This is a genomic window from Nocardioides sp. F233 (assembly GCF_057813895.1).
Genome location: NZ_JBVASH010000003.1, coordinates 428,989 through 454,502, shown reverse-complemented (window position 1 = coordinate 454,502; position 25,514 = coordinate 428,989). Strand labels below are relative to the sequence as shown.

The window sequence follows — 25,514 nt, the reverse complement described above, 5'->3', positions numbered from 1 at the left end:
AGATCACTCGCCAATGAGCGATCGCTGTGTCCCGCAGCCAGGAGGTCCCGGCGGAGATCGATCTGAAGAAGTCGCGGATCATTGCTCGCCAACATCATGCGGATGACCGTGCCCAGGCCCTCAGCAGGTCAGGCCACCCATTTCCGCACCTGTGGACAACGCTCCTGCACGCGGACTTCCTGACGACCTCTTGCGCTTCCTGGCCGTTGCAAACGTCAGGAAGCGCAGGGATACCCGCTGAAGCGGGTATCCCTGCAACCACCAGCTACTGGGTGACGCGGTAGGCGTCGAACACGCCGGGGACCGAGCGGACGGCGTTGAGGACCGTGTCGAGGTGCTTGGCGTCGGCCATCTCGAAGGTGAACCGGGACTTCGCCGTGCGGTCGCGGGAGGTCGTGAGGTTCGCCGACAGGATGTTCACGTGGGCGTCGGAGAGCACCATGGTGATGTCGGAGAGGAGGCGGGAGCGGTCGAGGGCCTCGACCTGGATGTTGACCAGGAAGGTCGACTGGCCGGTGGGGGCCCACTCGACGTCGACGAGCTTCTCGGGCTGGGCGAGCAGGCTCGATGCGTTGGTGCAGTCCTTGCGGTGCACCGAGACTCCCCCGCCCTTCGTGACGAAGCCGAGGATCGCGTCGGGTGGGACCGGGGTGCAGCACTTGGCGAGCTTGACCCAGACGTCGGGTGAGCCGGTGACGATGACGCCGGCGTCGCCGCTCGTGGGACGGCGGGGGCGGCCGCGGCGGCCGGTGATCGTGACGGCCTCGGCGAGGTCCTCCTGGGCGCCCTCGTCGCCGCCGTGGAGCTCGATGACCTTGCGTACGACGGTCTGCGCACCGAGGTTGCTCTCGCCGACGGCGGCGTACAGCGCGCTGACGTCGGTGAGCCGGAAGGCGCTCGCGACCAGGGTCAGCGAGTCGTGGGACAGCAGGCGCTTGAGGGGCAGGCCTTCCTTGCGCATCAGCTTGGCGATCTCGTCCTTGCCACGCTCGATCGCCTCCTCGCGCCGCTCCTTGGTGAACCACTGGCGGATCTTGGAGCGGGCGCGCTGGGACTTCACGAAGTTCAGCCAGTCGCGGGACGGGCCGGCGCCCTCGGCCTTGGAGGTGAAGACCTCGATCACGTCGCCGTTCTCGAGGGTCGACTCGAGCGGCACCAGGCGGCCGTTGACCCGGGCGCCGATGGTGCGGTTGCCGACCTCGGTGTGGACGGCGTACGCGAAGTCGACGGGGGTCGAGCCCGACGGCAGCGCGATCACGTCGCCGCGCGGGGTGAAGACGTAGGTCTCGGCCTGGTTGATCTCGAAGCGCAGCGACTCCAGGAACTCACCGGGGTCCTCGACCTCGCTCTGCCAGTCGAGGAGCTGGCGCACCCAGCTCATGTCGTCGAGGTCGCCGGGGCGGTCGGTGTCGTTGCCGGCGCGCCCGTCCTCCTTGTACTTCCAGTGCGCCGCGACGCCGTACTCCGCGCGCCGGTGCTGGGCGAAGGTGCGGATCTGCATCTCGACGGGCTTGCCCTGCGGACCGATGACCGTCGTGTGCAGCGACTGGTACATGTTGAACTTCGGCATCGCGACGTAGTCCTTGAACCTGCCCAGGACCGGGTTCCACCGTGAGTGGAGGACGCCGAGGACGCCGTAGCAGTCGCGGTCCTCCTCGACGAGGATGCGGATGCCGACGAGGTCGTAGATGTCGGAGAAGTCGCGGCCGCCGACGATCATCTTCTGGTAGATCGAGTAGTAGTGCTTCGGCCGACCGGTGACGGTGGCCTTGATCTTCGCCTCGCGCAGGTCCTTCTCGACCTGGGAGATGACCTCGGCGAGGAAGGAGTCGCGCGACGGCGCGCGCTCGGCGACCAGGCGCACGATCTCGTCGTAGATCTTCGGGTGGAGGGTCGCGAAGGCGAGGTCCTCGAGCTCCCACTTGATCGTGTTCATGCCGAGCCGGTGCGCGAGCGGTGCGTAGATGTCGAGCGTCTCGCGCGCCTTGCGCTCCTGCGTGGACTGCTTGACGAAGCGCAGCGTGCGCATGTTGTGGAGCCGGTCGGCGAGCTTGATGACCAGCACCCGGATGTCGCGCGACATCGCCACGATCATCTTGCGGATCGTCTCGGCGTTGGCGGAGTCGCCGTAGACGACCTTGTCGAGCTTGGTCACGCCGTCGACGAGCAGCGCGACCTCGTCACCGAAGTCGCGGCGACACTCCTCGAGGGTGTACGGCGTGTCCTCGACCGTGTCGTGCAGCAGCGCGGCGACCAGGGTCGGCTCGGTCATGCCGATGCCGGCGAGGATGGTCGTCACCGCGAGCGGGTGGGTGATGTAGGGGTCGCCGCTCTTGCGCTTCTGCTCGGCGTGCAGCCGCTCGGCGGTGAGGTAGGCGCGCTCCAGCAGCTGGAGATCGGCCTTCGGGTGGTTGGCCCGCACCGCACGGAACAGCGGCTCGAGAACCGGGTTCCCGACCTGGCTGCGGCTGCCCATCCGCGCCAGCCGGGCGCGGACACCGCGGCCACCGCCGGGCTCGCTGGGGACCGGGGTGGGCGCCGCCGGCACCCGCGGCGTCGTGCGCTCCTCGGTCATGGCGCCAGTCTAGTGCTGGCCTCAGATCCGCTGCAGCGCATGCACCGGAACGTCGCCGAGTGCGGCACGACCGTCGAGGAACCCCAGCTCCATCAGTACGGCGAAGCCGACCGGCTCCGCGCCGCAGCGCCGGACCAGGTCGCAGGTGGCTCCCGCGGTGCCGCCGGTGGCGAGCACGTCGTCGACGAGCAGCACCCGCTCCCCCGGCGCGACGGCGTCCTGGTGGAGCTCGAGCACCGCCTCGCCGTACTCCAGGGCGTAGTCGACCTGGTGGGTGTCGTGCGGCAGCTTGCCGGCCTTGCGGACCGGAGCGAAGCCGACGCCGAGAGCCAACGCCACCGGGCCCGCGAGGATGAACCCGCGGGCCTCCATGCCGACGACCTTGTCGACGACGACGGCGCCGCTCTCGTCACGCCCGGCCGCGGCCATCGCCTCGACGACCGCGCCGAAGCCGGCCGGATCGGCCAGCAGCGGCGTGATGTCCTTGAAGACGATGCCGGGCTCGGGGAAGTCCGCGATGTCGCGGACCAGCCGGGTGAGGGCGTCGACCGCGCGCTCGCGGACGTCGTCGCGAACGCTCACCGCGCTACTTCTTGCCGCGCTTGGACCGTGCCTGGCGCACCGGCTGCTTGCGGCCGGCGCTCCCGCTCTCGTTGACCGGACGCGTGTTGGTCGGGACCACCCGGCCCTTGCCGACGGCGTCCGTGCTGGAGCCGGCCCGGCGGGCGACCGGCATGTTGTCGACCTCGACCTCGAACTCCTCGTCGAGCAGCTCGTCCGGGATCGCGTCCGGGTCGTCACCACGGCGGCCGGCGACGGGCGCGTCGTCGGTGGCGACCGGGACCGAGGCGTAGCGGTCGGCGAGCGCGCGCTGCTTGGCCTTGGCGCGGCGCGCCTGGACCTGCATCTCGGTCTCCTGCATCTTCAGGTGGACCAGGACGCGCGGGGCGAGCATGACCGACGAGTAGACGCCGACACCCATGCCGACGAACTGCGCGAGCGCGAGGTCCTGCAGCGAGCTGGCACCGAGCTGGACGGCGGAGACGTAGAGGATCGCGCCGATCGGGATGAGCGCGACGATCGAGGTGTTGATCGAGCGCACCAGGGTCTGGTTGACCGCGAGGTTGGCCGCGTCGGCGTACGACTGCGTGTTCTTGCGGAGAACGGTGGTGTTCTCCTTGATCTTGTCGAACACGACGACGGTGTCGTAGAGGGAGAAGCCGAGGATCGCGAGCACACCGGTGACCGCCGCGGGCGTCACCTGGAAGCCCGACAGCGCGTAGACGCCGACGGTCAGCATGACGTCGTGGATCAGCGCGACGAGCGCCGCGACCGACATCCGCCACTCGCGGAAGTAGCCCCAGATGAAGAGCACGACGAGCAGCAGGAAGATGCCGACGCCGATGGCGGCGCGCTTGGCGACCTCCTGGCCCCAGCTCGGACCGATGTCCTGGACGGACAGGTCACCGTCGCTGACGCTCGGGTACTCGTCGTGCACGAGCGCCGAGATCTCGCCGCGCTGCTTCTCGCTGAGGTTCTCGACCTGGATCACCAGCGACGAGTCGCCCTCGGTCGTGACCGTGGGGTTCTCGGCGTTCTGGATGCCCGAGTCCTTGACCTTGGTGCGCAGGTCGTCGGCCGCCGACTGGGTGGCGTTGCCGGCGCCGACCGGCACGGAGACCGTCGTACCGCCGGTGAACTCGACGCCCATGTTGAGCGGCTTGACGAAGAGCACCAGCACCGCGAGCGCGACCAGCGTGCCGGAGATGGCGTAGAACAGCCACGGCTTGCCGACGAAGTTGACCGACTTGCGGCCCTGGTACAGCTCGTTGCCGAGCCGGGACATCTTGCCCATCAGGCGTCACCTCCAGTGACGGCGGTACGACGGGGGCGGGAGGGCGTGATGTCCATGCCCAGCGTCTCCTTGCTGAGACCGGACAGCTTGTGCCCGGAGTTGAACGCCTTGAACTGCGCGAGCCAGGACACCATCGGCTTGGTGAACCAGAACAGCACCGCGAGGTCGATGAGCGTGGTGAGGCCGAGCGCGAAGCCGAAGCCCTTCACCGCACCGGTGGCGAAGATGTAGAGCACCAGCGCCGAGAGGATCTGGACCGTGTTGGCCGCGACGCGGGTGACGCGGGCACGGGCCCATCCGGTCTCGACCGCGACGCGCATCGACTTGCCCTCACGCATCTCGTCACGGATGCGCTCGAAGAAGATGACGAACGAGTCGGCGGTGATGCCGACCGCGATGACCAGGCCGGCGATACCGGGCAGGGTCAGCGTGAAGCCGGCCGTCTTGCTCAGCAGCAGCACCAGCGCGTAGGTGATCGATGCCGCCACGAACAGCGAGCTCACGACCACCAGACCGAGGCCGCGGTAGTAGAAGAGGCAGTAGAGCATCACCAGGATGAGGCCGATGGCGCCCGCGGTCAGACCCGCGGAGAGCTGGTTGCCGGCCAGTGACGGACCGATCTCCTCGACGGAGGTCTGCTTGTCGTTGAACTTGATCGGCAGCGCACCGAACTTGAGGCTGTTGGCGAGGTCGAGCGCCTCCTGCTCGGAGAAGTCGCCTTCGATCTGCGAGCGACCGTCGGTGATCACGCTGTTCATCACCGGGTACGTCAGCACCGTGCCGTCGAGGACGACCGCGAACTGCTCGTCGGTGCCGGCGAAGGCACGGGAGACGGCCTCGAAGTCAGAGGAGGCGCCGGCGGAGCCCTTGGGGTGCGCGCGGTCCTTGCTGTTGCCCATCTCGATGGCGACGACCCAGCCGACACCGTTCTGCGGGGTCTGGGCGCTGGCGTTGTCGAGCTCGGTTCCCTCGACCACGGACCGGCTCAGCAGGAACTTGATCGGCGGGGTCGTCAGCTTGCCCTTGGCGTCCTTCTCGGGCTCCGAGCACGCCACGAGCGGCTTGTCCGGGTCGTCGACCTGGTCGGCGGGCTTGCCGTCGGCGTCGACCACGACGCCCTTGGCGTCACAGGTGTAGCTGTTGAACAGGGCGATCGCGGCCTGGTCGGGGCTGCGGGACCAGGCGATGTCGTCCTTCACGGTCCACGCCTTGCCGTCGCCGCCCGGGTCGTCGGCGGTCGGCGTACCGGTCGCGCCGTCGGTCGGCGTACCGCTCGGGGTGTCGGTGGCCGGGGCGTCGGTGGCCGGGGCGCCCGACGCGGTGTCGGTGGCGGCGTCAGAGGGGGTGTCCGACGGCGTGTCGGTCGGGTCGTCCTCGGCGAGCGACAGCGGCGCGCGGCCCAGACCCATGCCGCTGGTGCTGGCACCGGAGGTGTCGCACGACGCGGGGCGCTGGTCGGAGCAGGCGACCAGGCGGAAGCGGAGCTGCGCCTGGCGCTTGACCGTCTCCTCGAGCTGGTTGCGGTTCTTGGTCTTGCCGGGGACCTCGACCACGATGTTGCGGCCGCCCTGGGTGGTGACCGCGGCCTCGGCGACACCGGAGCCGTTGACGCGCTGGTCGATGATCCGGCGCGCCTCGTCCAGGTTCTCCTTGGACGGAGTCTTGAGCGCGGTCAGGGTGATCCGGGTGCCGCCCTGCAGGTCGAGGCCCAGCGCGGGCCGCCACGGCGTGTCGGGGTCCTTGACCCCGGCCTGCGAGAGCGCAGTGAGGCCGTAGAGCACGGCCAGGCCGAGGAAGAAGACGATCAGGTGGCGCCCAGGGCGCGGACGGCGGGACGCCATGCTCAGCGCTCCTCTTCGTCGTCGGGACGGTCGGACAGGTCGTGGGAGTCGGTCTCGGAGGTGTCCGGCGCCGACTCGCCGTCGCGGCGCACGGATGCGACCGCGCCGCGCACCACCCGGATCACGACTCCGGGGGCGATCTCGAGCTCGAGGTGGTCGTCCGCCTCCGCCGTGATGGTGCCGAAGACGCCGGACGTCAGCATCACGTCGTCGCCGACGGCGAGGGCCGCCTGCAGGGAGGCGGTCTCCTTGCGCTGGCGCGAGGCGGGGCGGATGATCAGCAGCCAGAAGATGGCCGCGATCGCCACGATCGGCAGCAGTGACGCAAGGTCTTTCACAGACAAACCTCTCCAAAGGGCACGGACGGACACCGCAGGACGAAGCCGTCCCCGGGACCGCCGGTCAGTGTAGCCACGGACCCTTGCACCGCACGGATCGACAGGACAATCGGCGCGGGATCGGCGCCGGATCGTTGCAGGTCAGTCCTCGAACAGGGTCGGCCCGGCCTCGTCGTACGGCAGCGCGGGCGGGGTCAGCCCGAGGTGGAGCCAGGCAGCGGGGGTCGCGATCCGACCCCGCGGGGTGCGGGCGAGGAAGCCGTTGCGCACCAGGAAGGGCTCGGCGACCTCTTCCACCGTCTCGCGCTCCTCGCCGACCGCGACGGCCAGGGTGGACACGCCGACCGGTCCCCCGCCGAAGCGCCGGCACAGCGCATCGAGGACGGCTCGGTCGAGGCGGTCGAGGCCCAGCTCGTCGACCTCGTAGAGGTCCAGTGCAGCCTGCGCGACCGGTCGGGTGACGACCCCGTCAGCACGCACCTGGGCGTAGTCGCGGACCCGGCGCAGCAGCCGGTTGGCGATGCGCGGGGTCCCGCGGGAGCGACCGGCGATCTCGCCGGAGCCGTCGGGAGCCAGGTCGACACCGAGCAGGTCGGCCGAGCGGCGCACGATCCGGTCCAGCTCGTCGGGCTCGTAGAACTCGAGGTGGGCGGTGAACCCGAACCGGTCGCGCAGCGGACCGGGCAGCAGACCGGCCCGGGTGGTGGCGCCGACCAGGGTGAACGGCGGCAGCTCGAGCGGGATCGCGGTCGCGCCGGGGCCCTTGCCGATCACGACGTCGACCCGGAAGTCCTCCATGGCGAGGTACAACATCTCCTCGGCCGGGCGCGACATCCGGTGGATCTCGTCGACGAAGAGCACCTCGCCCTCGTTCAGGCCCGACAGGATCGCGGCGAGGTCGCCGGCGTGCGTGATCGCGGGACCGCTGGTGATCCGCAGGGGCGCGCTCATCTCGTGGGAGATGATCATCGCCAGCGTGGTCTTGCCGAGCCCGGGCGGGCCGGAGAGCAGCACGTGGTCGGGCGCCCTCCCTCGCTGCCGGGCTGCCTCGAGGACCAGGCCGAGCTGGTCACGCACCCGCGACTGGCCGACCACCTCGTCGAGGCTGCGCGGACGCAGCGCGGCCTCGACCGCGCGCTCGTCTCCCTCGGCCTCGGCTGCGGTCAGCGAGCGGAGGTGGTGGTCCTCCGCCGCCTCCAGCTCGTCCTCGTGGAAGGGCATCCCTCAGCCTCTCAGGCTTTCGACAGCGAGCGGAGGGCAGACCGGAGCAGCGCGCGTACGTCGGGAGCCGCCCCCGCCTCGCCGGCGACCGCGTCGACCGCCTTGTCGGCGTCCTTGGCGTTGTAGCCCAGGCCCACCAGGCCCTGGTGGACCTGGTCGCGCCAGGCCGCGTCGGCGACCGAGCTGCCGGCGGAGCTGCCGGCGGCGACGCCGATGCGGTCCTTCAGCTCGAGGATGATCCGCTGCGCGCCCTTCTGCCCGATGCCGGGCACCTTGGTGAGGGTGCGGACGTCGTCGGAGGCGATCGCGTTGCGCACGCCGTCGGGCGAGAGCACCGCGACGATCGCCTGGGCGAGCTTGGGTCCGACACCGGAGGCAGTCTGGACCAGCTCGAAGATGGTCTTCTCGTCCTCGTCGGCGAAGCCGTAGAGGGTGAGCGAGTCCTCGCGCACGATCATGCTCGTGGGCAGCGTCGCCGTGGAGCCGGTGCGCAGCTGGGCGAGGGTGCCGGGGGTGCACATCAGCTCGAGGCCGACTCCCCCGACCTCGACGACGGCGCTGTTGAGGGTCAGGGCGGCCACCTGGCCGCGGACGAAGGCGATCATCGACCCGTACCTCTCATCGTCGGAGTCCTTCCTGCGGCCGCCAGGGCCGCGTCGATACGGGCCTGCGACCCGCCGCGCCAGATGTGGGTGATGGCCAGGGCGAGCGCGTCGGCGGCGTCGGCCGGCTTCGGGACCGCGTCGAGCCGCAGGATCCTGGCCACCATCGAGCCGACCTGGGCCTTGTCGGCGCGGCCGTTGCCGGACACCGCGGCCTTCACCTCGCTCGGCGTGTGCAGTGCGACGGGCAGCCCACGCCGGGCCGCGCACACCATCGCGATGCCGGCGGCCTGGGCGGTGCCCATGATCGTGCTGACGTCGGACCGGGCGAAGATCCGCTCGATCGCGACCGCGTCGGGCTGGTACTCGTCGAGCCGGGCGTCGATGCCCCGCTCGATGGTCACCAGTCGCTCGGGTACAGCGAGCTGGGCCGACGTACGCACGACGCTCACGTCGACCAGCGTGAGGGGACGGCCGATCGAGCCCTCGACCACGCCGAGGCCGCAGCGGGTCAGCCCCGGGTCGATCCCGAGCACGCGCACGTCGTCACCTTTCGTCCGAACATGTGTTCGGACCCCAAGGTAGACGACCCGGTCACGCCGCGACGGCGGGACACGCCGGGTCAGTCCTCGAGCTGGTCCAGGACCTCGTCGGGGATGTCGGCGTTGGTGAACACGTTCTGCACGTCGTCGAGGTCGTCGACCGCGTCGACCAGCTTGAACACCTTGCCGGCGGCGGTCGGGTCGGCGACCGGGATGTCCATGGTCGCGACGAACTGCACCTCGGCGGAGTCGTAGTCGATGCCGGCCTCCTGCAGGGCCGAGCGGACCGCGACGACGTCGGTGGCCTCGGACTGGACCTCGAAGCTGTCGCCGAGGTCGGCGACCTCCTCGGCACCCGCATCGAGGGTGGCCTCGAGCAGGTCGTCCTCGGAGACCTGCTTGGCCTCCTGGCTCTTGGCGACCACGACCACGCCCTTGCGGGTGAACAGTCGCGAGACCGAGCCGGGGTCGGCCATGGTTCCGCCGTTGCGGGTGACCGCGGTGCGGACCTCCATCGCGGCGCGGTTGCGGTTGTCGGTGAGGCACTCGACGAGGAGCGCGACGCCCTGGGGTCCGTAGACCTCGTACATGATCGTCTCGTAGTCGACGCCGCCGCCCTCGAGGCCGCCGCCGCGCTTGACCGCGGAGTCGATGTTCTTGTTGGGCACCGACTGCTTCTTCGCCTTCTGGATGGCGTCGAAGAGCGTGGGGTTGCCGGTGGGGTCGGGGCCACCCATCTTCGCGGCGATCTCGATGTTCTTGATCAGCTTCGCGAAGAGCTTGCCGCGCTTGGCGTCGATCGCGGCCTTCTTGTGCTTCGTGGTCGCCCACTTGGAGTGGCCAGACATTCCCGTCCCTCTTGGTCTCGGTACGCATCGGCGCCGCTCTGCTCGGTGCCGGCCGTGGAGTCTACCCGGGGCCACACGAACAGCGCGTCCACCCAGCGACGGCGGCGCAGGCGCACGAGCAGCGCCCCCACCGCCAGCGGTACGACGGCCGCCACAGGAACGACCAGCCGCGGCTCGGTCACGCCGAGGTGGTGGACCAGGCGGACGGCGTACACCATCACGATCAGGTGGCAGGCGTAGTAGACGACCGACTGGCGCCCGATGGTGCCCAGGACCCCCCAGCGGATCCGCCCGACGATCTCCGTCACGACGCCCGGGACCCGCGGCCCGACGACGCGGCCGAGCAGGTCACCGAGGAGGAACCAGCCGGCGAGAGTGACGAACCGGTGCAGGTCGGTCGGCTCCACGGTGCTGCCGAGGACCACCAGCGCAGGCCCCGCGACGCTGCGCAACGAGGGCGGCAGCGGTGTGGCGAGCACGTGGTAGCAGAACAGGAAGGCGAGGAACCACAGGTAGCCCGACGGGTTGTAGACCGCCAGCCGGGCGAGGTCGGGCGGCAGCGGCTCCCCGGTCGCGAGCAGGTGGACGCAGACCTGGGTGAGGTCGAGGCTCGCCCAGACGACGTACGGCCACAGGACCGCGCGCGCCTTTCCGGCCAGGTGGCGCCGCGGTCCCTTCGCGAGCGACCGGGCAAGCAGCAGGCCGGACAGGCCCATCAGCAGCGGCATCCGGACGTGGGCCAGCTCCTGGTTGACCTCGGACAGCCACAGCAGGGGGCCGGCCACGAGCTCCGCGTGGAACAGCACGACCGCGACGATGGCGAGGCCGCGCATCCCGTCCATCCACTGCTGGCGCACCCGGCGACGATGGCGTGCCGCGACGTCGTCCCGGCGACGACACCGGGAACGACGGCTGAACGACGCGACTACCCGACGAGGTCGAGGAAGTACCGGTGCACCCGTCCGTCGCCGTCGACCTCCGGGTGGAACGAGGTCGCCATCAGGTGTCCCTGGCGTACGGCGACCGGGTGGCCCTGCGACGCGGCGAGCACCTCGACGTCGGGTCCGGTCCGCTCGACCCACGGGGCGCGGATGAACACGGCGTGCACCGGGTCGGCGAGACCGGCGAAGGGCAGGTCGGCCTCGAACGAGTCGACCTGGCGGCCGAACGCGTTGCGTCGCACGGTCACGTCGAGCCCGCCGATGGTCTCCTGGTCGGCCGTGCCGCCCTCGATCCGGTCGGCCAGCAGGATCATCCCGGCGCAGGTACCGAAGGTCGGCATGCCGTCGCGCACCCGGGCACGCAGCGGCTCGAGCAGCTCGAAGGTCCGGGCCAGCTTGGCCATGGTGGTCGACTCACCCCCCGGGAGCACGAGGCCGTCGCAGCGCTCGAGCTCGGCCGGGCGGCGTACGGAGAAGGCATCGGCGCCGAGGGCGGTGAGGGTCTGGAGGTGCTCGCGCACGTCACCTTGCAGCGCGAAGACTCCGATCGAGGGCATGGACACCGATCCTAGGGCCGGGCCTCGCGAGGCTCCCCAGCGAGGGCACGAAGCAGGCCGCGACGAGCACGATCCACCACCAGAACGGGATCCGCGGGCTCATCGCGATGCCGTAGCGTCCCTCGCGGTCACGGTGCGTGATGAGCACCGAGCCGACCTCGCCGTCGTGCAGGTCGACGTGGGGGCCGCGGTGGGCCTGGAGGCGGACCGGGGCCAGCCCGGTGGCCACGTACGTCGCCCGCGCACCGCCCGGCACCTCGCCGAACCCGAGCTCCTGGGCGCGGACCAGCGGCCGGTGCACGACGATCGCGACGCTCAGCACGAGCGCGGTGCCGACGATGGCGACCGGCAGTCGCCACGAGCGGTCCCGGAGCGAGACCACGACGAGCCAGAGCAGCAGCCCGCCGGCGAGGAGCACGGGGGCGGCGACGACCAGCCAGCCGACGCCGTACCAGCGCATCACGACCCGGCCGACCATGTCGTCGGCGGTCAGCCGCCACGGGTCGCGGGAGGTGATCTCGCCCTGGGTCTCGAAGGTGCCGTCGGCGTGGACGGCGGCGATCCGGTGGCTGTAGCTGACCTCGTCGTGGCCGGGCGGGTGGAAGGTGACGAAGTCCCCCACCCGCAGGGTGGTCGGGTCCACGGGCTCGACCCACAGCAGCGTGTTGACCGGCGCGACGGTGCCCATCGACGCGGTCTCGACCCGCTCCCACCGCCCGCCGTCCAACCGCCAGGCACCGGCCGCGACCACCCCCGCCACGAGCACGGCCAGCAGCGACCAGTGCAGGGCGACGAGCAGCCGGTGGGTGCTCATGCGAGGAACACGTCCCCGGGGTCGCCACTCCACTGCAGCGCCATCGTCCAACCGGAGGCGGGGCTGGTGCCGTAGGTGAAGGTCAGCGGGACGTGGAGCCGCAGGCCGGTGATGTCGGTGCTGTAGCCGGCCCCGCGGGTGGTGCTCACCGTCAGTCCCTGGCTCTGGCCCGCGGCCGGTGCCGCGATGGTGCGGGGGTTGTTGCCGGGGGCGACCAGGTTGGTGAGGCTGGTCGACGCGACGGCCGCGGCCGGGTTCGTGAAGGTGAGGCTGACGTTGACCTGGCTGCACGGGTTCGCCATGGCGCCGGGCAGGGTGCCGCCGTACGTCGTCACGCCGTCGTCGTCCAGCATCCAGAGCGAGGCGGTGCCGCTGAGCCCGGTCGCGGTCGTCCGGTAGGCGGTCGCCGTGTCCGCCGTGTAGAGGGACGACACCGTCGCTGCGCTGAGTGCGGTGCTCTGGTTGACGAACGCACCGGCGAGCGAGCCGTGGAAGTACGTCGACGTCGGGGCCGTGAGGCTGGTGAAGTCCGCCCAGCCCAGGTGCCAGTAGCCGGTGGTGCTGGTCAGGAGGGTGAGGCCGGAGCCCGAGGCCACGAGGGCGCCGTCGACGTACAGCTTCACGGTCTTGGTCAGGGTGATCACGCCGGTGGTGTCGACGGTGAGCACGGCGAGGTGCCAGCCGGAGGAGTACGACGCCGGGCTGGCTCCGGTGACGTTGAGGCCCAGGGTGCCGTTGGCCGAGAAGCTCACGTGCCCGGTGCTGTCGAGCCAGACCATCGGGTTGCCGGTCGCGGAGGTCGCGTTGGCCAGGCTCGCGTCGAGGCTGAACAGGCCGCCGCCCTGGCTGTCCGCCGCCTTGAACCAGACACCGATCGTGTAGCTGTTGGACAGCAGCCCGAGCAGTCCCGAGCCGTTGGTGCCGACGATGTCGGTCGCGTACCCGGATCCGCTGAACGCGGCCGCCGACGTCGTTCCCCACGGGTCGGCCTGCCGGAAGGCGACGCTGTTGCGCGGCAGCATCGGGTCGCTCGCCTGCTGGGTGTTGGCATGGCGCACGGGCGCGCAGGAAGCGGCGGTCAGGCTCTGCGTGATCGCCCGGCCGCTGGTGTTGGTGATGGCATCGGTGCTGCTGGCCGGGGCGCCCGCGGCCGGGGTGAGGGTCGGGCCGCAGGCCACCGCAGCCGTGCGTGGGCCGCCGGCGCACGTGGTCGCGCCGTAGGCGTGGGTGACCGACAGGGACCCGACGGCCGTGGTGTCCGTGGCGTTGGCGACCGACCCGACGGTCCAGCCGGACAAGGTTCCCGAGGTTCCCGCGGCCAGGCCGAGCAGCGCGACTCCCCCGACGAGGAGCGTCCACCGGCCCGGCCGGGTCACTTGTTCAGTGTCCAGCTCAAGGGGTGGCTCACCGTCAGCCCCTGGTCGAGCACCGATGCGTTGGCGGGCAGCGCGACGGTGAACCGGCAGGTCGCGGACGCGCCGGAGGCGAGCCCTGCGGCGTGGGTCAGCGTGGGCATGCTCGCGGCCGCTCCGGCCGGGTAGACGAGGTCGGTCCAGGCCGAGCCGCCGGCGTACGTCGAGCCGTTGGAGCAGCTGACGGCGACCGTGAGGTCGGTGGTGCAGAGGTTGTTGGGCGTCGGCGTCCCCGTCGACGGGGTGGACGCGCAGGTGCCCGGCGTGAGCACGAAGCTGGACGCGTTGGCCGCGCCCAGGTTGGTGAAGACGACGTCGGTGACCTGGCTGCCGCCGGGGCTCAGCGGGGCGGTGGTGCCGCCGTACTTGTTGATCGTGGTGCAGGTCGCGCTGTTCGCGGCCCCGTCGCTCGAACGACAGGTCTGCGAGGCGTGTGCGACGGTCCCGTCGGGGCCGACCTCCTGCAGGATCACCGCGGTGCTGCTGGCGACGGTGTTCGTGCTGTTGGAGATGATCGCGCTGGTCCAGTCGGACAGGGTGCCGCTGACGCTCAGGCCGAGCAGTACGGCGGCCAGCGCACAGGCACCGAGCACGAGGCCCCTCGGGCCTGGACGGAGACGTCGACGGTTGGCGTGCCTGCGGGATGCGTGCGGTGCCATGCGAGCCTCCTCAGCTCAACGTCCAGACCAGCGGTTGAGTAGCGACCTGGCCGCCGACCTGCGGTGAGGCGGAGGCGGGCAGGGCGACGTCGAAGGTGCAGTCGGTGGACTCCCCCGCGGCCAGCGTGGTCACGACCGGGAGCTCCGCGAGTGCGGACAGGGCGACCGGCGTGGCCGTCGTGTCGACGGTGCTCGGCGTGGTGCAGACGACGGTGACCGTGGCGACGTCGCACAGGTCGACCGATGCTGCGGGACTGCCGGCGGAGGTGACGCAGGTGCCGGGCGTCAGCGTCAGGGCGCCGGTCCCGGTGCCGGTGTTCTCGAGGCTGACGGTCACCGTCTGGTGGTCACCGGGCCCGAGCGGGACCGCGGTGCCGCCGTACTTGTCGATCGTCGAGCAGGTCGCACTGTTGCCCGACCCGCCCCCGTCGGTGGAGGTGCACACGACGTTGCCGGGCCCGGTCTCCTGCAGGACCAGCGACTGCGCCGCCTCGACGGTGTTGTCGTCGTTGGTGATGATCGCCCTGGTCCAGCTGGACAGGGTGCCACTGACCCCGAGCACCAGGATGACCGCAGCCGTCGCCCCAGCGGCGGCGAGCACGAGGCTCCGGCGACGCCGCCGGTCACGGGGACGCGGGGTGGTCATGCCCCTTCATCGGCGCGCCGACGAACCGACTGAGGACTTTCGCCCGGTGACTACGGGACGACGGTGCAGGACTTGCCGCCCTGTGCCGTGTAGTTCCACCCGTTCGACTTCGGGGACTCGATCCCGTCGATGATCGCCGCCACCTGGAACGTGCCGTTCTCCGCGTTGATGCCGACAGTCGTGTAGGAGTAGGACGGGCCGCTGGCCGTGACGGTCACGGCGCTACGCGTCGGGCTACTGTTGAAGTACACCTTGAATGACGTCGTCGCGGTGCCCGACCAGCTCCATCCGATGGTGAAGCCGTTGGTGCTGCCGTTTCCGTTGCCGACGCAGCTCGTCATCGTTGGCGCAGGCTGAACGGCGAAGTCGACGGTCAGCGGCGTGGCCGGGTTCGCCGCTCCGTCGCTCGCGACGTAGGTCGCCCGGTATGTGCCCGTCGACATCAACGCTGCTGTCAGGCCGGAGGTCCGGTACTGGTTGCCGGTCAGCACCGTCATCGTCTGCGCGGCGCAGCCGGTGCCGGACACCCAAGCCGTGCCGTTCCAGCACTCGTTGCTGCTCGTGCGGACCAGCTTGACGGAGACAGAGGCAATCCCCGACCCACCCGCGTCGGTTGCCGTGACACACAGCTGCGATACCCCAGAGCCCGAGTCCGCGCAGTCGATGCCACTCCACGTGCTCGCGCTCGCGCCGCCGCTGGGGCGCGGGTCGCTCAGCACCGGAGGCGTCGTGTCGGTGGCGACGGCTCCGATGGAGGACGTCGCGGTCGCGCTGTCGGTCCAGACCGCGGAGGTGAAGGCCCACGGCGCGCCGCCGCTCACGCCGACCACCCCGCCGAGAGCCACGAGCGAGGCGACTCCGGTGGGCAGCAGGAGACGGGTGCGGCCGTGACGTGGTGCATCGCCGTCACGACGTCCGAACCCGAGCGCCACCGAACCGAAGGCGATCAGCGCCATGACCAGCAGGCCGAACGGCGTCGTTGCCGCGTTGAGCACGTAGCCGACGTACGGGACTCCGAAGACGACCCGGTCCGCCGTGGCGACGTCGTAGGTCTCGTCGTCGGGAAGGTTGTTCGTGTCGCCCTTCAGGGTCAGCGCCACGCCGGCATCCGACGGAGTCGTGGCCACCACCCGGTGCGTCACGCGGTTGCCGGCGGCGTTGACGACGCTGACGACGTCGCCGACCTCGAGCCGGCTCGCGGGCACCTCGCGGGCGATCCCGACGGCACCGGCCTCGTAGGTCGGGCTCATCGATCCCGAGACGAAGACGAGGGGCGTGACGTGGAGGAGCCATCCGGCGAGGAAGCCGGCGAGGCACAGCGTGCCGAGGGCTCCTCCGGTCCACAGCACGGCCTCGCGACCGACGCGTTGCAGGCTGATCATGAAACCACCTGGGTTGCGGCGAGGACGAAGTTGAGGTTCGCGGTCAGCCCGCCGGCAGCTGGCGTACCGGTAGGACGGCTCACCTGGATGCAGAGGTCGTCGTAGGGCGTCGCGGCCGTCGAGGTGAGCGTGCCGACGCTCGTCGCCGCGATCGGGAAGCCTGCGTTCGAGATGGGTGTGCTGCTCCCGGGCGCCGTCGCGCAGGTCGTGCCGTTGCTGGTGCCGCCCCGGATCACCGTGACCTTGAGCGCGTTGCCCAACGCGTTGTCGGTGGCCGTCGCACTCAACGTGTAGGAGAACCGGAGCGCGCCTCGGCTGTTGTTGCTCACCCTGAGGATCCGGGCCCGGGACTCGCCCGGGTTGACGTCGGCCCCCATCTGGCCCCAGGTGTAGGTCTCGGGCTTCGTGCGCGGCGGGCTCGTACCGAGGTCGATGTGGATCTCTCCAGCCGTGATGCTTGCGCCCGGGATCTGCGTGCTGGAGCTCCAGTACGCCGACGTGCCGACCGCACCGACGCCGAGCAGCATGCCGGCGGCGAGCAGTGCGCGGGTTCGGCCGCGGCCGAACCAACGGGCCCGTCGGGCGCGGTGCCGCGGGCAGGACTCATGCATGGCAGTCCCCGTCCTCACGCCGGCCGCGACGGCGCACCAGGGCCAGCCCGGCCCCGACCAGGGCGGCGCCGAGCGCGACCAGCCCCGGACTGATCGAGGAGCCGGTGTCCGGCAACCCGTCCTCGGCTCCACCGACCTCGCCCTTGCTGCCCTTGTCGCCCTTGCCTGCTTCTTCGCCCGCGACCGAGCCGGACTCGGACAGCGTGAGCCGGACCGAGAACGGCACGGACTGGACCCGGCGCGTGGATGCCCAGTCGAAGCTCGCTCGAAGGTCGACCTCGACCTGTCGTCCGCGCGGCACCTTCAGCCGGGTTGCGGCCCTCGTGGTGCCGACCGCGACCGGTTGCCAGGGACCATTGCCCACCTTGGCCTCGAGGTCCAGGTCGGACGACGCCAGCAGCCCGTCGGGGTCGCTGGACAGGACGTCGACGGTGAGGATGCCGACGCTCGGTCCCTGGTTGCGAGCCTGGAAGGAGCGGACCTCGACGTCGCCCGGAACGATCCGGGAGGTCGGTGCGAAGAGCGGGGTGGTGAGCTCCGAGGCCCAGCTGACGCCGTCGGTGCTCAGCCCGAGCTCGCCGTCGGCGCGCGCGGGCGCGCTCGTCGTCGCCACCACTGCCACAGTGGCGGCGAGGACGGCTGCGAGCCGGCGGATCATGACGTGAGCTCTCCTCGAGATGAATCGTTCGTGTGGTCGGATCGGCCGCGGCCGAGCCGGATCAAGCAGATGGCGAGCGTGACCAGCGCCAGTGAGGCGATGCCGACGCCCGAGCGAGACGGTCCGTGCCGAGCGGGCCGTACGGTCGTGGCCGGTCGCGGACTCCATCGTTCGCCCTCGTCCGGATCCTTCGACGGCCCACCTTGCGGCGCGTCCTCGGTGTCTCCGGCATCCGGTGTTCCCTGCGCCGGCCTGCGCCGACGATCCCGTAGGCCACTGACGAACATGAACGCGGCGTACCCGATCAGCAGGCCTGCCACGACCCACACCGCCACCTGGCGCTGCGTTCCGTTCAGTGCGTTGTTGAGATGGCCGAGGTAGGGCACCGAGTACCAGACCCTGCCCTTGACCTGGACCGGAAGGACCGGGTCCGGGTCGGGAGCGTCGTTGGCGTCGCCCTGGAAGGTGAACGTGCGCTCGCCCTTCAGGTTGACGCCGATGCCGGTGATCCGGTGGGTCGCCACCGCTGGCTCACCGGACTCGATCTGGTACGTCGCCACGTCCCCGCGCCGCAGGTCCTCGGTGTCGATCGGCTTGACCACCACCAGGGTCCCCGGCGGGTAGTCGGGCCGCATCGAGCCCGTGAGCACGGTGTAGGGCGTGGCGCCGGCGAGTCGCGGAACAAGCACCGCGACCGCCAGCACCAGCACCACACCGAGGATCACGAGCCAGGCAACGACCTGACCGATCCACCCGAGGACTGGACGCATGGGAACGTCGAACCGGCCTGGATCAGCTGTGGACCTGGGTCGCCGTCAGGGTGATCGCGTCGAGCACCTTGGTGACGGTCTGCGAGCCGGTGTCCGCGCCCGGGAGAGCGACCGTCACCGTCACCGACAGCGTGTCGCCGTGGTTGGCCTCGGTGAACGTCTGGCCCGCGGTCAGCGGCGTGGTCGCGTCGGTGATCGCGCTGACGTTCACGGTGTACGGCGCGATCGAGGTCGGCGTGCTGGCCACGATGGTGCCCCGCATGTGCTCACCGGTGGCGGTCAGGACCGTCGTGCAGGTCTTGGTGATCACGTCACCGGGCACCAGCAGCGACGTACCGGGAGTGAAGGTGGCCCCGGGGGCCTGCTCGCCGCCGTCGTAGGTCCAGTTGCCGCAGGAGGGCGCCGTGATCTTGAGGTCACCAGCAGTGATCGTCCCGCCCGCGACAGTCCCGCTGTCGGTCCAGAACGCCAGGGTGCCCGCACCACCCATGAGCAGGACGGCCGCGGTTCCCGCCGCGAACGCGCCCTTCGTCGTCTTCTTCATGTCTACTCCAGTCCCCATGCCTTGTCCCGAGGCCCGGCAGATCTGTTGTGTTCCTGACGTGGTGCGAAGCGTCGCTCCGACAACCAGAACGAAGGCAATCACGCGACGACACGGCGCGTACGGGAAACGGGGACTTTGGTCCCGGAACAGGCCCGGGGCCGCGGTCCCGAGTGATCAGGACCACGGCCCCGGTGGGGTCGTGCGGGTGGGCGGGATCGTCCCGCCCGGGGGTCACCAGCCGCGCTCGGCCAGACGGTGGGGCTGGGGGATGTCCTCGACGTTGATGCCGACCATGGCCTCGCCCAGACCACGCGAGACCTTCGCGACCACGTCGGGGTCGTCGTGGAAGGTGGTCGCCTTCACGATCGCCTCGGCCCGCTCGGCCGGGTTGCCCGACTTGAAGATGCCCGAGCCGACGAACACACCCTCGGCACCGAGCTGCATCATCATCGCCGCATCCGCCGGGGTCGCGATGCCACCCGCGGTGAACAGCACCACCGGCAGCTTGCCGGTGCGGGCCACCTCGACCACCAGGTCGTACGGCGCCTGCAGCTCCTTCGCCGCGACGTACAGCTCGTCGTCGGCCAGCGAACCCAGCCGGCGGATCTCGGCACGGATGGTGCGCATGTGGGTGACCGCGTTCGACACGTCACCGGTGCCGGCCTCACCCTTCGAGCGGATCATCGCCGCACCCTCGGTGATCCGACGCAGCGCCTCACCCAGGTTGGTCGCACCACACACGAACGGAACCGTGAAGGCCCACTTGTCGATGTGGTTCGCGTAGTCGGCCGGGGTCAGCACCTCGGACTCGTCGATGTAGTCGACACCCAGGGACTGCAGCACCTGCGCCTCGGCGAAGTGCCCGATCCGGGCCTTGGCCATCACCGGGATCGAGACCGCGGCGATGATGCCGTCGATCATGTCGGGGTCGCTCATCCGCGACACGCCACCCTGGGCACGGATGTCCGCGGGGACCCGCTCCAGCGCCATCACGGCCACCGCACCGGCGTCCTCGGCGATCTTCGCCTGGTCGGGGGTCACCACGTCCATGATGACGCCACCCTTCAGCATCTCGGCCATGCCGCGCTTGACCCGGGTGGTGCCGTGCTCCTGCTGCTCGCTCATGTGACCAATCGTACGGCGCGAGTCGCGTCCTCCCGACGCCGGGGAGGCAGCGCGGACACCTCGTTCCGGCACCGCCGCGGGAGAGGCCTCACCACATGTCCGTGACGGGCCGCGTCGGGTCCGTCGCATCCCTCAGGAGCCGGACGGACCGGCCTCGGCGGCGAGCGCCTGCCGGCGTACCTTCAGCACCCGGAAGACCACCGTGTAGGTGCTCGCGAGAGCGAGTGCCCACAGGGTGACGTACATCAGGATCGGCAGGTCGAGCAACACCCCGAGACCGGTCATCACGAGGATCGAGACGAGCCGGTCGGCCCGCTCGGCGATGCCGCCCCTGGCGTCCATCCCGAGGGACTCGGCGCGGGCGCGGGCGTAGGAGGTGACCGAACCCATCACCAGGCACCACAGGGTCACGCAGAGGTAGAGGTAGCTGTCGCCCTGGTCCTTGCCGGTGCCGGCGAAGTAGAGGGCGAGGCCGCCGAAGATCGCGCCGTCACCGATCCGGTCGAGGGTGGAGTCCCAGAAGGCGCCGAACTTCGAGACCCGGCCGGTCTCGCGGGCCATCCGGCCGTCGATCAGGTCGCTGAACACGAACGCCGTGATGAACAGGACGCCGATCAGCAGCTCGCCCTGCGGGAAGAAGATCAGGGCACCGGCACTCACGCCGATGGTGCCGACGAGGGTCACCGCGTCGGGGCTGATGCCCAGCCGGATGAACAGCCGCACCACCGGGTGCAGCACGGTCCCGGCCCAGAACTCCTTGAAGCGCTCCAACACGGGTCAGGAACCTACTACTGCCAGGCCTCCGCGAGCAGATCGCGGGTCTCCCCCAACAGCTGCGGCAAGGTCTTGGTGCCGCCGATGACGGTCATGAAGTTCGCGTCCCCCGACCAGCGCGGTACGACGTGCTGGTGCAGGTGCCCCGACAGCGAGCCACCCGCAGCACCCCCGAGGTTGAGCCCGACGTTGAAGGCGTGCGGCTGGGAGACCGCGCGGATGGTGCGCAGCGCCGCCTTGGTCAGCGCGGTCACCTCGTCGGTCTCCTCGTCGTCGAGGTCGAGGTAGTCGGCGACGTGGCGGTAGGGCAGCACCATCAGGTGGCCGGGGTTGTAGGGGTACAGGTTGAGCACGACGTACGCCGTGCGCCCCCGCACCACCACCAGCTCGTCGTCGGTGGACGTCGCCGGGTCGGCGGTGATCCGGCAGAACGGGCAGGCCGGTCGCGGGTCGGCGTGCGCGGGCTGCGCATCGGTCTGGTCGTCGGCCTCGCCGCGGACATAGGCCATCCGGTGCGGCGTCCAGAGCCGGTCGAGCCCGTCGGGCCCGGTGGTGGGGCTCATGCGCCGCCCTCGGAGCCGGCATCACTGTCGGCGGGGTTGAGCGCCTGGAGCAGCTCGGCCACCGGCAGGTCGGGCAGGTTGAGGCCGCGGGAAAGCGCCATGCCGTTGATCTGCAGCCAGATCGACTCGGCCAGGATGCTGATGCACGCCTCGATGCCGGGCTCGCGGACGGGGCGCTCGAGCCAGCGGCGGACCGCGGCGAACACGGCGCCGATCATGCCGAACACCCAGGGGTCGAGGGCAGCCCGGTCGTCGTCGGAGAGCTCGACGCCCATCGCCGCGACGACGATGGCCATGATCCCCTCGATGCCCTCGGCGACCTGCTCGACCGCCTGGCTCAGCGGGCTCGGGCCCCAGCCGGCGAGGTCGCGCTCGGCGAACCAGTACAGCGTGGGATGGGCCTCGGCCCACCGGATGAAGCTGCCGACGATGCGGTGGATGATCTGGTCCGGCGTGCCGTCGTACGACAGTGCGGGGAGCAGCTCACCGCCGACCTGGTCGCAGATCTCCCGCTGCACGGCCCGATCGAGGTCGGAGCGGTCCTCGAAGTGGCGGTAGATGACGGTGCGGCTCATGCCCGCCTCGTCGGCGACCGCCTGGACCTGGACCTCCTCGCCCGGCGCCTGGCGCTCGAGCACGCTGATCGCAGCGTCGATGATCACCTGGCGGCGCACCTGGTTGTGCTCCTGCCAGCGCCGCCGACGCCCGTCGAGCGGCTCGGTGTCCACACCCTCCGAGGTCATGGGCAAACCCTCTCACGTCGCCCCACGGGCACGAGCCCGGTCACGAGAACCGGTGGAACCAGCGACCGAGGTCGGCCGCGATCCCCGGGCAGGTGAGGTTCAGGTCGCGCTGCTGCTCGACCCACTGCCCCATGACGGCGGTGCCGCCCTGGATGGACCAGTCGGGTCCGCACCGGTTCAGTGCCTCGTCGCGGGACGTCTGGCCGGCCGCGCGCCACTCCGGTACGCCGCCGAGGCTGAGGTCGCCGACGACGCGGCGGTAGAGGTGGGGCGTGGAGTAGACGCCGATCGTGAAGCCGGCGTCGGTGTAGCCCCGTGCCACGCCCTCGATCACCGCGGCGTTCGCCTGCAGGTCGGTGCTCCAGTCGAAGTTCGGCACCGGCTCGACGTCGATCCACACGATCGGGCTGACCACCCCGACCTGGCCCATGGTGCCGATGTTGAACCGCGCCTGCTGGTAGCCGACGTTGCGCAGCTTCCCGAGCCGGTCGGTCGCGTCGTACGGACCGTCGGCGCCGTACTTCTTCAGCGTCTCGGCGCTCGGGTAGCTCGACACGGCGTAGACCGAGACGAGGACGTCGTTGCTCTTCGCCCAGGCGACCTGGTCGGCCAGGCACGGGTTGGGCGTGAAGCCGGGGCCGTTGGTGAGGCCGAGGACGACGTACTCCGCCTCGGGCAGCGGCATCGGCAGCCCCTTGCCCTGCTTCTCGGGGATGCCCATGCCCGGCGGGCACTGCGGCCAGCTCACGTCGCCGCCGAGCACCTCGCCGTCGCGCGGCGCGATGTTGCTCGTCGGGCCCTTGCTGGCACCCCGCGCAGCCTCCTCGGCCAGCCTGGCCAGGTCGCTCGCGTCGGCGCCGGGGTCGCCGGCGTCACCGCCGGGCGCGCCGTCGACCGCGGTGTCGGTGGCGCTCGGCGTACTGACCGGCGGGAGGGGCGGGGCGCCCGAGGGCGTGGACCCGCCGCAACCAGTCAGCACGACGGCGAGGGCCGCGGTGGCGCAGGCGAGCGCCGCCCGACGACCGCCGCCCTCCATCGCTCAGACCTGCTCGCGGGACTCGACCGCGGCGACCACGCGGGCGATGGCCTCGTCGATCGGTACGCCGTTGTCCTGGCGCCCGTCGCGGTAGCGGAAGCTGACGGCGCCCTTCTCCACGTCCTCACCACCGGCGATGAGCATGAACGGGATCTTCTGCAGCTGCGCGTTGCGGATCTTCTTCTGGAACCGGTCGTCCGACTCGTCGACCTCGACCCGGATCCCCCGCGCCTTGAGCTGGTTCGTGACCTCGTAGAGGTAGTCGGTGAAGGCGTCGGCAACGGGGATGCCGACGACCTGCACCGGGGCCAGCCACGGAGGGAAGGCGCCCGCGTAGTGCTCGACGAGGACGCCGAGGAAGCGCTCGATCGAGCCGAACTTCGCGGAGTGGATCATCACCGGCTGCTGCTTGGAACCGTCGGAGGTGGTGTACTCCAGGCCGAACCGCGCCGGCTGGTTGAAGTCGTACTGGACCGTGCCCATCTGCCAGGTGCGGCCGATGGCGTCCTTGGCCTGGACCGAGATCTTCGGGCCGTAGAAGGCCGCGCCGCCCGGGTCGGGGACGAGCTCGAGGCCCGACTCGGTGGCGACCTGCTCGAGGATCGCGGTGGCGGTCGCCCAGTCCTCGTCGCTGCCGATGAACTTGTCGGCCTTGCTGTCGTCGCGCGTCGACAGCTCGAGGTAGAAGTCGTCGAGGCCGAAGTCGCGCAGCACGCTCAGCATGAAGTCGAGCAGGTGCTTGACCTCGGCCGGCGCCTGCTCGGGCGTGCAGTAGGAGTGCGAGTCGTCCTGGGCGAAGCCACGCACCCGGGTCAGGCCGTGGATCACGCCGGACTTCTCGTAGCGGTAGACGCTGCCGAACTCGAAGAGCCGCAGCGGCAGCTCGCGGTAGGAGCGCCCGCGGCTGCTGAAGATCAGGTTGTGCATCGGGCAGTTCATCGCCTTCAGCTGGTAGTTCGCGCCCTCGAACTCCATCGGCGGGAACATCGTGTCGGCGTAGTGCGGCAGGTGGCCGGAGGTGTGGAACAGGCCGTCCTTGGAGATGTGGGGCGTGCCGACGTACGAGAAGCCCTCCTCGATGTGCCGGCGGCGGACGTAGTCCTCCATCTCCCGCTTGATCACGCCGCCCTTGGGGTGGAACACCGGCAGGCCGGAGCCGATCTCGTCGGGGAACGAGAACAGGTCGAGCTCGCGACCGAGCTTGCGGTGGTCGCGGCGCTCGGCCTCCTCGAGGCGGTGCAGGTGGGCCTCGAGCTCGTCCTTGCTCGGCCAGGCGGTGCCGTAGATGCGCTGGAGCTGCTTGTTCTTCTCGTCGCCGCGCCAGTACGCCGCCGCGCTCCGCATCAGCTTGAACGCGGGGATCCGCTTGGTGGTCGGCAGGTGCGGGCCCCGGCAGAGGTCCTTCCAGGCGACCTCGCCGTTGCGGTTGATGTTGTCGTAGATGGTCAGCTCGCCGGCACCGACCTCGGCGCTCGCGCCCTCGGCCGCCTCGCCGGCATTGCCCTTGAGGCCGATCAGCTCGACCTTGTAGGGCTCGTCGGCGAGCTCGACCAGCGCGTCCTCGTCGGTGGTGACCCGGCGGTCGAAGCGCTGGTTCTCCTTGACGATCTTGCGCATCGCGGTCTCGAGCTTGACGAGGTCCTCGGGCACGAACGGGGTCTCGACGTCGAAGTCGTAGTAGAAGCCGTCGTGGATCGGCGGACCGATGCCGAGCCTGGCCTCCGGGAACACCTGCTGCACGGCCTGCGCCAGCACGTGCGCGGTCGAGTGCCGCAGGATGTCGAGACCGTCGGGGCTGCCGATGAGCACGCCCTCGACCTCGTCGCCGTCGGCCAGCTCGTAGGAGAGGTCCTTGAGCTGGCCGTTGACACGCGCCGCGATGACGTCGGCCTCCTCGCGGAAGACCTCCCACGCCTTCGTGCCCTCCGTGACCGTCTCCTCCTGGCGTGCGTCAGGGTTGAGTACGGCGACCTTGATGTCGGGCACGGAAGGACTCCCTCGGTGGTTCGTGACAGCGGCGCGACCGGACGGCGCACCAGGTCACGATCGTACCGAGCCGACCGGGCGTCCCGCGCGGCAGTTGCCGCAGCGGGTCAGCGCTCGCAGGCGGTGCCGTCGTTGTCGCGGTCGAGGCGGCTCCTGTTGCGGGCGTAGACCTCGCGCGCCTTCGTGCCGTACGCCGGGCGGCCGTAGCCCTCGGCGACCTGCGCCGAGGCCGCACCGGCACCCTTCGCGACGCCGTGCGGGTAGTCCTTCGCCAGCTTGGTGCAGCTCGAGTAGTACTTCCCGGTCGCGGCCCCGGCAGGCGAGGCCAGGACGAGCGAGGCGGGTGCCACCAGGGCGACGGTGGCGAGGACGGCGGCGAGACGACGGCTCTTCATGGCGCTGGAGCGTAGGTCGACATCCGCGTCGTGTCCGGCGAACGCGGCAGGTCGGGACCCTCCCGGCGCTGCACCG

At 70.7% G+C, this 25,514-nt stretch carries 27 protein-coding genes; all 27 read right to left on the bottom strand.

Going from position 1 to position 25,514, the window contains the following annotated elements; translation table 11 throughout:
* Nucleotides 1-265: 265 nt before the first annotated feature.
* Entirely contained in the window at nucleotides 266-2,575 is a 2,310-nt protein-coding gene (locus ACZYRU_RS13450) for a RelA/SpoT family protein (RefSeq protein WP_488957592.1), read from the bottom strand.
* Between the two features lie 21 nt (nucleotides 2,576-2,596).
* Nucleotides 2,597-3,157: an adenine phosphoribosyltransferase gene (locus ACZYRU_RS13445; RefSeq protein WP_488957591.1), complete on the bottom strand. Its 561-nt coding sequence runs from the start codon at nucleotides 3,155-3,157 to the stop codon at nucleotides 2,597-2,599.
* 4 nt (nucleotides 3,158-3,161) lie between these two features.
* Nucleotides 3,162-4,430, bottom strand: a complete 1,269-nt coding sequence (secF, locus tag ACZYRU_RS13440) for a protein translocase subunit SecF (protein ID WP_488957590.1) — start codon at nucleotides 4,428-4,430, stop codon at nucleotides 3,162-3,164.
* The gene (gene secD / locus ACZYRU_RS13435) at nucleotides 4,430-6,271 is read right to left on the bottom strand and encodes a protein translocase subunit SecD (protein ID WP_488957589.1); all 1,842 of its coding nucleotides are present in this window, start codon (nucleotides 6,269-6,271) and stop codon (nucleotides 4,430-4,432) included. The genes secF and secD overlap by 1 nt, the downstream gene beginning before the upstream one ends.
* Before the next feature lie 2 nt (nucleotides 6,272-6,273).
* Entirely contained in the window at nucleotides 6,274-6,609 is a 336-nt protein-coding gene (gene yajC / locus ACZYRU_RS13430) for a preprotein translocase subunit YajC (RefSeq protein ID WP_488957588.1), read from the bottom strand.
* A gap of 141 nt (nucleotides 6,610-6,750) precedes the next feature.
* The gene (gene ruvB / locus ACZYRU_RS13425; protein WP_488957587.1) at nucleotides 6,751-7,830 is read right to left on the bottom strand and encodes a Holliday junction branch migration DNA helicase RuvB; all 1,080 of its coding nucleotides are present in this window, start codon (nucleotides 7,828-7,830) and stop codon (nucleotides 6,751-6,753) included.
* Nucleotides 7,831-7,841: 11 nt separating this feature from the next.
* Nucleotides 7,842-8,435 (bottom strand): Holliday junction branch migration protein RuvA, encoded by a 594-nt coding sequence (gene ruvA / locus ACZYRU_RS13420; protein WP_488957586.1) that lies wholly within the window; start codon nucleotides 8,433-8,435, stop codon nucleotides 7,842-7,844.
* A complete protein-coding gene (gene ruvC, locus ACZYRU_RS13415) occupies nucleotides 8,432-8,974 on the bottom strand; it encodes a crossover junction endodeoxyribonuclease RuvC (protein WP_488957585.1) in 543 nt (180 codons plus the stop codon). Before ruvC ends, ruvA begins: the two co-directional genes overlap by 4 nt.
* An 80-nt stretch (nucleotides 8,975-9,054) precedes the next feature.
* The gene (locus ACZYRU_RS13410) at nucleotides 9,055-9,822 is read right to left on the bottom strand and encodes a YebC/PmpR family DNA-binding transcriptional regulator (protein WP_488957584.1); all 768 of its coding nucleotides are present in this window, start codon (nucleotides 9,820-9,822) and stop codon (nucleotides 9,055-9,057) included.
* Nucleotides 9,738-10,679 (bottom strand): acyltransferase family protein, encoded by a 942-nt coding sequence (locus ACZYRU_RS13405; RefSeq protein ID WP_488957583.1) that lies wholly within the window; start codon nucleotides 10,677-10,679, stop codon nucleotides 9,738-9,740. Before ACZYRU_RS13405 ends, ACZYRU_RS13410 begins: the two co-directional genes overlap by 85 nt.
* Before the next feature lie 68 nt (nucleotides 10,680-10,747).
* The gene (gene pdxT / locus ACZYRU_RS13400) at nucleotides 10,748-11,320 is read right to left on the bottom strand and encodes a pyridoxal 5'-phosphate synthase glutaminase subunit PdxT (RefSeq protein ID WP_488957582.1); all 573 of its coding nucleotides are present in this window, start codon (nucleotides 11,318-11,320) and stop codon (nucleotides 10,748-10,750) included.
* Complete coding sequence (locus ACZYRU_RS13395; protein WP_488957581.1) at nucleotides 11,286-12,134, bottom strand: S26 family signal peptidase; 849 nt, start codon at nucleotides 12,132-12,134, stop codon at nucleotides 11,286-11,288. The genes pdxT and ACZYRU_RS13395 overlap by 35 nt, the downstream gene beginning before the upstream one ends.
* Complete coding sequence (locus tag ACZYRU_RS13390; protein WP_488957580.1) at nucleotides 12,131-13,510, bottom strand: LamG-like jellyroll fold domain-containing protein; 1,380 nt, start codon at nucleotides 13,508-13,510, stop codon at nucleotides 12,131-12,133. Before ACZYRU_RS13390 ends, ACZYRU_RS13395 begins: the two co-directional genes overlap by 4 nt.
* Nucleotides 13,507-14,139: a hypothetical protein gene (locus ACZYRU_RS13385; RefSeq protein WP_488957579.1), complete on the bottom strand. Its 633-nt coding sequence runs from the start codon at nucleotides 14,137-14,139 to the stop codon at nucleotides 13,507-13,509. The genes ACZYRU_RS13390 and ACZYRU_RS13385 overlap by 4 nt, the downstream gene beginning before the upstream one ends.
* A 76-nt stretch (nucleotides 14,140-14,215) precedes the next feature.
* On the bottom strand, nucleotides 14,216-14,851 hold the full coding sequence (locus tag ACZYRU_RS13380) for a hypothetical protein (protein WP_488957578.1): 636 nt from the start codon (nucleotides 14,849-14,851) through the stop codon (nucleotides 14,216-14,218).
* 50 nt (nucleotides 14,852-14,901) lie between these two features.
* Nucleotides 14,902-16,233 carry a signal peptidase I gene (locus tag ACZYRU_RS13375; RefSeq protein WP_488957577.1) on the bottom strand — a complete coding sequence of 444 codons (1,332 nt, stop codon included), beginning with the start codon at nucleotides 16,231-16,233 and terminating at the stop codon, nucleotides 14,902-14,904.
* Complete coding sequence (locus ACZYRU_RS13370; protein WP_488957576.1) at nucleotides 16,230-16,844, bottom strand: SipW-dependent-type signal peptide-containing protein; 615 nt, start codon at nucleotides 16,842-16,844, stop codon at nucleotides 16,230-16,232. The genes ACZYRU_RS13375 and ACZYRU_RS13370 overlap by 4 nt, the downstream gene beginning before the upstream one ends.
* Nucleotides 16,837-17,502, bottom strand: coding sequence for an LPXTG cell wall anchor domain-containing protein (locus tag ACZYRU_RS13365; protein ID WP_488957575.1), 666 nt, complete (start codon nucleotides 17,500-17,502; stop codon nucleotides 16,837-16,839). Before ACZYRU_RS13365 ends, ACZYRU_RS13370 begins: the two co-directional genes overlap by 8 nt.
* Nucleotides 17,499-18,272: a signal peptidase I gene (locus tag ACZYRU_RS13360; RefSeq protein ID WP_488957574.1), complete on the bottom strand. Its 774-nt coding sequence runs from the start codon at nucleotides 18,270-18,272 to the stop codon at nucleotides 17,499-17,501. The genes ACZYRU_RS13365 and ACZYRU_RS13360 overlap by 4 nt, the downstream gene beginning before the upstream one ends.
* A 22-nt stretch (nucleotides 18,273-18,294) precedes the next feature.
* The gene (locus ACZYRU_RS13355; protein WP_488957573.1) at nucleotides 18,295-18,816 is read right to left on the bottom strand and encodes an alternate-type signal peptide domain-containing protein; all 522 of its coding nucleotides are present in this window, start codon (nucleotides 18,814-18,816) and stop codon (nucleotides 18,295-18,297) included.
* 231 nt (nucleotides 18,817-19,047) lie between these two features.
* Complete coding sequence (gene pdxS, locus ACZYRU_RS13350) at nucleotides 19,048-19,941, bottom strand: pyridoxal 5'-phosphate synthase lyase subunit PdxS (protein ID WP_488957572.1); 894 nt, start codon at nucleotides 19,939-19,941, stop codon at nucleotides 19,048-19,050.
* 132 nt (nucleotides 19,942-20,073) lie between these two features.
* Entirely contained in the window at nucleotides 20,074-20,715 is a 642-nt protein-coding gene (pgsA, locus tag ACZYRU_RS13345; protein WP_488957571.1) for a phosphatidylinositol phosphate synthase, read from the bottom strand.
* Between the two features lie 14 nt (nucleotides 20,716-20,729).
* A complete protein-coding gene (locus ACZYRU_RS13340; RefSeq protein WP_488957570.1) occupies nucleotides 20,730-21,278 on the bottom strand; it encodes an HIT family protein in 549 nt (182 codons plus the stop codon).
* Nucleotides 21,275-22,021: a TetR/AcrR family transcriptional regulator gene (locus ACZYRU_RS13335; protein WP_488957569.1), complete on the bottom strand. Its 747-nt coding sequence runs from the start codon at nucleotides 22,019-22,021 to the stop codon at nucleotides 21,275-21,277. Before ACZYRU_RS13335 ends, ACZYRU_RS13340 begins: the two co-directional genes overlap by 4 nt.
* Nucleotides 22,022-22,061: 40 nt before the next feature.
* Nucleotides 22,062-23,057, bottom strand: coding sequence for a glycoside hydrolase family 25 domain-containing protein (locus tag ACZYRU_RS13330; protein WP_488957568.1), 996 nt, complete (start codon nucleotides 23,055-23,057; stop codon nucleotides 22,062-22,064).
* 3 nt (nucleotides 23,058-23,060) lie between these two features.
* On the bottom strand, nucleotides 23,061-25,043 hold the full coding sequence (gene thrS / locus ACZYRU_RS13325; protein ID WP_488957567.1) for a threonine--tRNA ligase: 1,983 nt from the start codon (nucleotides 25,041-25,043) through the stop codon (nucleotides 23,061-23,063).
* A 107-nt stretch (nucleotides 25,044-25,150) separates the two neighbouring features.
* Nucleotides 25,151-25,438, bottom strand: coding sequence for an excalibur calcium-binding domain-containing protein (locus tag ACZYRU_RS13320; RefSeq protein WP_488957566.1), 288 nt, complete (start codon nucleotides 25,436-25,438; stop codon nucleotides 25,151-25,153).
* Nucleotides 25,439-25,514: the final 76 nt, after the last annotated feature.